Genomic DNA, 6,991 nt, shown 5'->3' on the forward strand with positions numbered 1-6,991 from the left:
TCTCCCCGTCGCTATACGGGGAGAGGATGCCGGCAGGCAGGTGAGGGGCAGCGCCAACGCACTGCAAGATACCCATTCAAACCCAACGCGCGCGCCCAGCCTGTGCAGCCCCGCCCAATCCAGCATTTTCGGGGTTACATCGGGCAAAACTCTTCCCTATAAGGCCCTCCTAGCCTGATACCAGAATCGCGAGCACAACCGGCCGGGTCTTCCCGTCCCGGTTTTTTGTGCAAGCCCGCTGCCGAACGGAATTCATAGACATGCCCAGACGCACCGACATCAAGTCGATCCTGATCATCGGGGCCGGCCCCATCGTCATCGGCCAGGCCTGCGAATTCGACTATTCCGGCACCCAGGCCTGCAAGGCGCTGAAGGAAGAGGGCTTTCGCGTCATCCTGGTCAATTCCAACCCGGCCACCATCATGACCGACCCGGAACTGGCCGACGCCACCTATATCGAGCCGATCACCCCAGAAGTGGTCGCCAAGATCATCGCCAAGGAGCGGCCCGACGCGCTGCTGCCGACCATGGGCGGCCAAACCGCGCTCAACACCGCTTTGTCGCTGCGCCGCATGGGCGTGCTGGAGCGCTATCAAGTAGAGATGATCGGCGCCGACGCCCATGCCATCGACAAGGCCGAGGACCGCGCGCTGTTTCGCGAGGCGATGAAGACGATCGGGTTGGAGACGCCGAAGTCGATGCTGGCCAACGCCACCGACGTCAAGAACGCCGACCGCAAGACGCATGAGGCCGAGCGCGCCGCGCTGAAGGCCGAGAAGCCCGACAATCTCGACGCCGAACTCGATGCGCTGGAAACCCGCTGGAACCTCGGCGAAGGCGACCGCAAGCAGCGCTACATCAGCCATGGCATGGCGATCGCCGCCCAGGCCCTCGACCATGTCGGTCTGCCGGCCATCATCCGCCCGTCCTTCACCATGGGCGGCACCGGCGGTGGCATCGCCTACAACAGGGCCGAATTCTATGACATCGTCCAGTCCGGCCTCGACGCCTCGCCGACCACCGAAGTGCTGATCGAGGAGAGCGTGCTCGGCTGGAAGGAGTATGAGATGGAGGTCGTCCGCGACAGAGCGGACAATTGCATCATCGTCTGCTCGATCGAGAACATCGACCCGATGGGCGTGCACACGGGCGACAGCATCACCGTCGCCCCGGCGCTGACCTTGACCGACAAGGAATACCAGATGATGCGCAACGCCTCGATCGCGGTGCTGCGCGAGATCGGCGTCGAGACCGGCGGCTCCAACGTGCAGTTCGCCGTCAACCCGGCCGATGGCCGTCTCGTCGTCATCGAGATGAACCCGCGCGTCTCGCGCTCGTCCGCGCTCGCCTCCAAGGCGACCGGCTTCCCGATCGCCAAGATCGCCGCCAAGCTTGCTGTCGGCTACACGCTGGACGAGCTGGAGAACGACATCACCGGCGGCGCCACGCCCGCCTCGTTCGAGCCGAGCATCGACTATGTCGTGACCAAGATCCCGCGCTTTGCGTTTGAAAAATTCCCCGGCGCCGAGCCGGTGCTGACCACGGCCATGAAGTCGGTCGGCGAAGTCATGGCCATCGGCCGCACCTTCCAGGAGTCTTTGCAGAAGGCGCTGCGCGGTCTCGAGACCGGCCTCACCGGCCTCGACGAGATCGAGATCCCTGGCCTCGGCGCAACCAACAGCGCCGACGACCGCAACGCCATCCGCGCCGCCTTGGGCACGCCGACGCCCGACCGGCTGCGTATGGTGGCGCAGGCGATCCGCATGGGCACGTCGCTAGAAGACGTGCACGCCATGTGCAAGATCGACCCCTGGTTCCTCGAACAGATCGCCGGCATCGTCGCCATGGAAGCCCGCATCCGCGAGCACGGCATTCCCGGCGACGCCGTCAATCTGCGTATGCTGAAGGCGATGGGCTTCTCCGACGCCCGCCTCGCCTCGCTGACGAAGACCGACGCCGAAGTGATTCAGAAGACTCGCGAAAAGCTCGACGTTCATCCGGTTTATAAGCGCATCGACACCTGCGCGGCCGAGTTCGCCTCGCCCACCGCCTACATGTACTCGACCTACGAAGTGCCCTTCGCCGGCGCGCTCGCCAATGAGGCCCAGGTCTCGGCGCGCAAGAAGGTCGTCATTCTCGGCGGCGGACCGAACCGCATCGGCCAGGGCATCGAGTTCGACTATTGCTGCTGCCATGCCGCCTTCGCTCTGCGCGACGCCGGCTATGAAGCGATCATGATCAACTGCAACCCCGAAACCGTGTCGACCGACTACGACACCTCGGACCGGCTCTATTTCGAGCCGCTGACGGCGGAGGACGTGCTGGAGATCCTGCGCGCCGAGCAGGCCTCGGGCGAGCTGGTCGGCGTCATCGTCCAGTTCGGCGGCCAGACGCCGCTGAAGCTGGCCGACGCGCTGGAGAAGGCAGGCATTCCGATCCTCGGCACCTCGCCCGACATGATCGATCTGGCCGAAGACCGCGACCGCTTCCAGAAGCTGCTGCACAAGCTCAACCTCAGCCAGCCGAAGAACGGCATCGCCTATTCGGTCGAGCAGGCCCGCCTCGTCGCCGGCGAGCTCGGCTTCCCCTTAGTGGTGCGCCCGTCCTATGTGCTCGGCGGCCGCGCCATGCAGATCATCCATGACGAGGGCATGCTGCAGTCCTATTTGCTCGACACCGTGCCCGGCCTGGTGCCGGAGGACATCAAGCAGAAATACCCCAACGACAAGACCGGCCAGATCAACACGCTGCTGGGCAAGAACCCGCTTTTGTTCGACACCTATCTCTCGGGCGCCATCGAGGTCGATGTCGACTGCCTCTGCGACGGCAAGGCGACCTTCGTGTCGGGCATTCTCGAACATATCGAGGAGGCCGGCATCCATTCGGGCGACAGTGCCTGCTCGCTGCCGGTTCACTCGCTGCCGTCGGACCTCGTCGACGAGCTCGAGCGCCAGACATCAGCCCTTGCCCGCGCGCTCAATGTCGGCGGGCTGATGAACGTGCAATACGCGATCAAGGACGGCACGGTCTATGTGCTGGAGGTCAACCCGCGCGCGTCGCGCACCGTCCCCTTCGTCGCCAAGACCATCGGCCGTCCGATCGCCAAAATCGCCGCCCGCATCATGGCCGGCGAGACGCTGGAAGACGCCTTCGCCCATTACGGCGCCATGCCCGACCCCAGGAATCCCGGCCACATCGCGGTCAAGGAAGCCGTCTTCCCCTTCGCCCGTTTCCCCGGCGTCGACATATTGCTCGGCCCGGAAATGCGCTCCACGGGCGAGGTCATGGGCCTCGACCGCGATTTCGCGCTGGCCTTCGCCAAGAGCCAGCTCGGAGCCGGCGTCGACCTGCCCCGCTCCGGCACGCTGTTCGTCTCGGTCCGCGACGAGGACAAGAAAGGCATCCTGCCGGCGGTCAAGCGCCTCGCCGGCCTCGGCTTCAAGGTGCTGGCGACGTCAGGCACCGCCCGCTTCCTCGCCGAAAACGGCGTCGACGCCCAGAAGATCAACAAGGTCCTGGAAGGCCGCCCCCACATCGAAGACGCCATCCGCAACCGCCAGGTCCAGATCGTCTTCAACACGACCGACGGCCAGAAGGCGGTGTCGGACTCCAAATCGCTGCGCAGGGCGACGCTGATGCAGAAGGTGCCGTATTACACGACGCTGTCAGGGGCTGCTGCGGTGGCGGAGGCAATCGCGGCGCTGAAGGCGGGGAGTTTGGAAGTGAGGCCGCTGCAGGAATATTTTGCGTAAGCGATTGGCTCTCTTCTCCCCGTCCCTATACGGGGAGAAGGTGCCGGCAGGCGGATGAGAGGCAGCACTGGCTTATGAGTCAGATTGGCGTCAATTTTTCATGGCAGTATTGCAGTAAGGGTGGGTTATCTGCCCATTGGAATCCCCGCCCTTTCCACCATCTTGTACCCGCACTACATGATCATAAGATCCTGACTTCGCAGGGTCGAGATAACCGTGGCAGATTGGGCACTTCATTGCGTTCTTTAACGCTTGCCTGATGAATATTGCGCTCTTTGCATCGTCAGAAAAACGCTCCCCATCGGCTCCTTGCGTTATCGACAGAATTTTCGAAACAGAATTAGGTGCAATAACGGCAATAATCTCATTGTCCGTTGGATTTTTCCCTTCCGCATAGGACTGTATTAAATAGTTAAACAAATCAGAAACCTTCTCTACGCGGTTCTTACTTCTCACAATTTGCAAGGCTTGGGTAATTATTGCCTTATTTTCTATCAAGAAACCTTCTATCTTTTCTCGATTCTCGGTAAATTTGCGAAAGAAGGCAGGGTCGTTGCTCTGCATTTTATTTCTGCAAAGAAGCAAAAAACCAAGGAGTAAGTCTGGAAGATGCCGACCGCGCTCGGTATAAAAATACACGGCGGGATGAAGTCCCAAACTACTTGGACCCGTACCAGTTAATCTAGCAGCAACCCTGCTGCACACCTCCAAAACCTTAACCGTCTCACTCCCATCAGGATCTTCGGGAAATTCGCTTAGCGGTCGCCGAATTGTACCTTGGTCCGCATTCGTGAGCGAAATTAAGTTCATAAGCATATCTAAGGACTGGATCGGCGATCTCGTACCGCCAAGGGGTAAATCCAATGTCTTTATAGGTTGATTGACCTCCGGATTAAAGAAAAGAGCGTGCAACCTCTTAGCAGAAGCTTCGATTTTAGTCCGATTATCATCTAAAAACTTCGACCAGTATTTATGACCGGTGGCTGCCCGGATAATGGAGCGGGCGGCAATTGCGATCGAACGATTTCGATTCCTGAGCAGCGTCTCCTCCGCGTCGTCTAAGGGAGTTCCCTGCGTATTTATTTTGAAAAATGAGGTTTCAGCCTTATCCGCATCACCCTCAACCCACTGCAGAGAGAGTGACCTTGTCGCCATATTTCTTGCACGAACAACGCGCTGCTCAGGGTGATTCTCAGGCTTTATCAAAGCATCCCGTAACAGAGAATACTTTCCAATCTTCAACTCAACAAGATCTCGTGTTTTCTTTGCGATTCTTTTTTGGGCGCTATTAATTTCGTTTGAATAGTACCCTATTGAATTTGGTCCATCCCCATAGTCATCATCGATCCACGCCCGAAGAGCGCTTAACCTGTGGCCACCATCAATCACGAAGACAAATTGGGTAGACCGCCACAATATTATTGAGGGTATAAGCTCGTTGTCCAAAAAACTTTCCAGAAACGATACGACCTGAGCAGGAGACCAGTGATTAGTTTCACGTTGAAAATCCGGTTTCCTAAGCAGGGGGACCAGCATTCCACTTGAACTCAATGTTTCGATAGACAGAGTCTTTATCGGCTCTCCCGAGGACGGCGCCGTGTTTGTGATCGCAAAATCATCCCGCTTGATCATCGCATCAAGAACTACCGATTCAGCCATTTTTCCCCCTACTCAAATTTGTCGATTGGAATAGCCCGCAAAATTAAGCTAACAGCGTGCCGAAGAGATTAGCAAGCTCGGCGCCCGCGAATATTGTGTTGATCCAGCACTTCTGTCAGGCAAGGAGTTAAAGATGAAGGTGCCGGTCAGTGATTATCTACCGATCCTCGGGCCGAAGACCCTTTATCACGGACAGTGAGCCTTTCCCGCCTCACCCCACCGCCACGCACTCAATCTCGATATCAAACTCCATCGGCCAAGACGCCACCGGCACAAAGCTCCTTGCTGGCGGGTTCACGCTGAAATACCGGGCATACACCCTGTTTATCGCGTTGTAGAAGCCGGAATTGACGGCGTAGATGCGCACCATCACGACGTTTCCAGCGAGGTTCCGGCCGCTTCCAGGCAATGTTTCAGCGCCTTCAGCGAGGCCTCGGTCTGGACCTCGATGTCGCCGCGCACCATCTCGCCGGTCACCATGTCCACCGGCGGCGTCGCCGAGATGAACACGAAACCGTTGGCCCTCACCGCCGTCGAGCAGGGCAGGCCGAGCGCCCGCACCTTGTCCGACATGACGGGCACTTCGATGACTTCTTTTTTCATGGTGGTGCTCCCTGGGTTGGCAGGGAGCTTAGCGGGCTGCCGGGCGAACGCCAGCGGCGGGATGTGGTCCAGGCGTCACCCCTGCCCAAGCTAATCGCATAGGGCGGCGCTAGCGCCGCCCTATGCGATTGCCCTCACCCCTGCCCCGGATACGGCGTGCCGTCCTTGTGCAGGAAGCGCCCGTCCGAACTCGGGCTCATCATGTCGATGTCCGAACAGGTGATGACATCGTCCTGAGAGCGCGAGCCGACTTCCAGGTAGCGCGCGGTGACCGGCGAGCGGTTGATCATGTGGTGGCCGTTGCCGCTGTTCTTGGCGAAGGCAGCACTGTCGCCGGCCTTGAGCAGCGTCTCGCCGCCATCCTCGACCAGCACCAGTTCGCCTTCCAAGACATAGACGAGCTCGTCCTCGTGGCTGTGCCAGTGACGCTGGCTCGACCAGCCGCCGGGCGGCAGTGTCATCAGATTGACGCCGAAATCGGTGAGCCCGCCGGCATCGCCGAGGCGCCGGCGCGTGCGGTCGGCGCACGGGGCGTCGAAGGGTGCGGGGTAGCCCGAGCCCTTGCGCACGGGCACGAATGCGAGATCGATCTTGGGCATGGGGTGCTCCCGAGGTGAGGCGGCAGTGTAGCGCATGGCCGGTGAAGGCACAGGGCCAAGTTGCGCGTTTTGCCTGGGCGTACCGACGTAGCGCCCTACGGCGCCCCCCTCTGTCCTGCCGGACATCTCCCCCTCTTTGGGGGGAGATTGGCTGTCGTCGCTGCTTTCGCCAATTTTCAACAGCGCCAGGAAGAGAGCCGGCGCCGAAGGCGCCAATCTCCCCACTTGAGGGGGAGATGTCCGGCAGGACAGAGGGGGGCGCCGTAGAGCGCGGATCTCGAACCGTTCTCGCCCTGGCCACCGCCCCCCTAATGCACCGCGCCGAGCTCCTTCACGTGCTTCTCGTGCATCTTCAACACGGGCAGCGTCTTCTTCGCG

General features: G+C 60.2%; 3 protein-coding genes and 1 pseudogene. 1 reads left to right on the forward strand and 3 read right to left on the reverse strand.

The window, feature by feature from the left end; all coding sequences use genetic code 11:
* Nucleotides 1–260: 260 nt before the first annotated feature.
* Nucleotides 261–3,752, forward strand: coding sequence for a carbamoyl-phosphate synthase large subunit (gene carB / locus LB516_RS28340; protein ID WP_224720792.1), 3,492 nt, complete (start codon nt 261–263; stop codon nt 3,750–3,752).
* Between the two features lie 90 nt (nt 3,753–3,842).
* Here the strand turns inward: carB and LB516_RS28345 are convergent, their stop codons facing one another.
* The 3 genes and pseudogenes from LB516_RS28345 to LB516_RS28355 form a co-directional block, all read right to left on the reverse strand.
* Nucleotides 3,843–5,411: a DUF262 domain-containing protein gene (locus tag LB516_RS28345; protein ID WP_224720793.1), complete on the reverse strand. Its 1,569-nt coding sequence runs from the start codon at nt 5,409–5,411 to the stop codon at nt 3,843–3,845.
* A gap of 211 nt (nt 5,412–5,622) precedes the next feature.
* Nucleotides 5,623–6,014 (reverse strand): annotated as a pseudogene (locus LB516_RS29080) (Rid family hydrolase).
* 134 nt (nt 6,015–6,148) lie between these two features.
* A complete protein-coding gene (locus tag LB516_RS28355; RefSeq protein WP_140875497.1) occupies nt 6,149–6,613 on the reverse strand; it encodes a cupin domain-containing protein in 465 nt (154 codons plus the stop codon).
* Nucleotides 6,614–6,991: the final 378 nt, after the last annotated feature.

The organism is Mesorhizobium sp. CO1-1-7, from assembly GCF_020164885.1.
Classification (GTDB): Bacteria; Pseudomonadota; Alphaproteobacteria; order Rhizobiales; family Rhizobiaceae; genus Mesorhizobium; species Mesorhizobium australicum.

Bases quoted from the DNA above. Each gene is read 5' to 3' on its own strand.
- carB (WP_224720792.1), top strand. From the start codon at position 261: ATGCCCAGACGCACCGACATCAAGTCGATCCTGATCATCGGGGCCGGC.
- LB516_RS28345 (WP_224720793.1), bottom strand. From the start codon at position 5,411: ATGGCTGAATCGGTAGTTCTTGATGCGATGATCAAGCGGGATGATTTT.
- LB516_RS28355 (WP_140875497.1), bottom strand. From the start codon at position 6,613: ATGCCCAAGATCGATCTCGCATTCGTGCCCGTGCGCAAGGGCTCGGGC.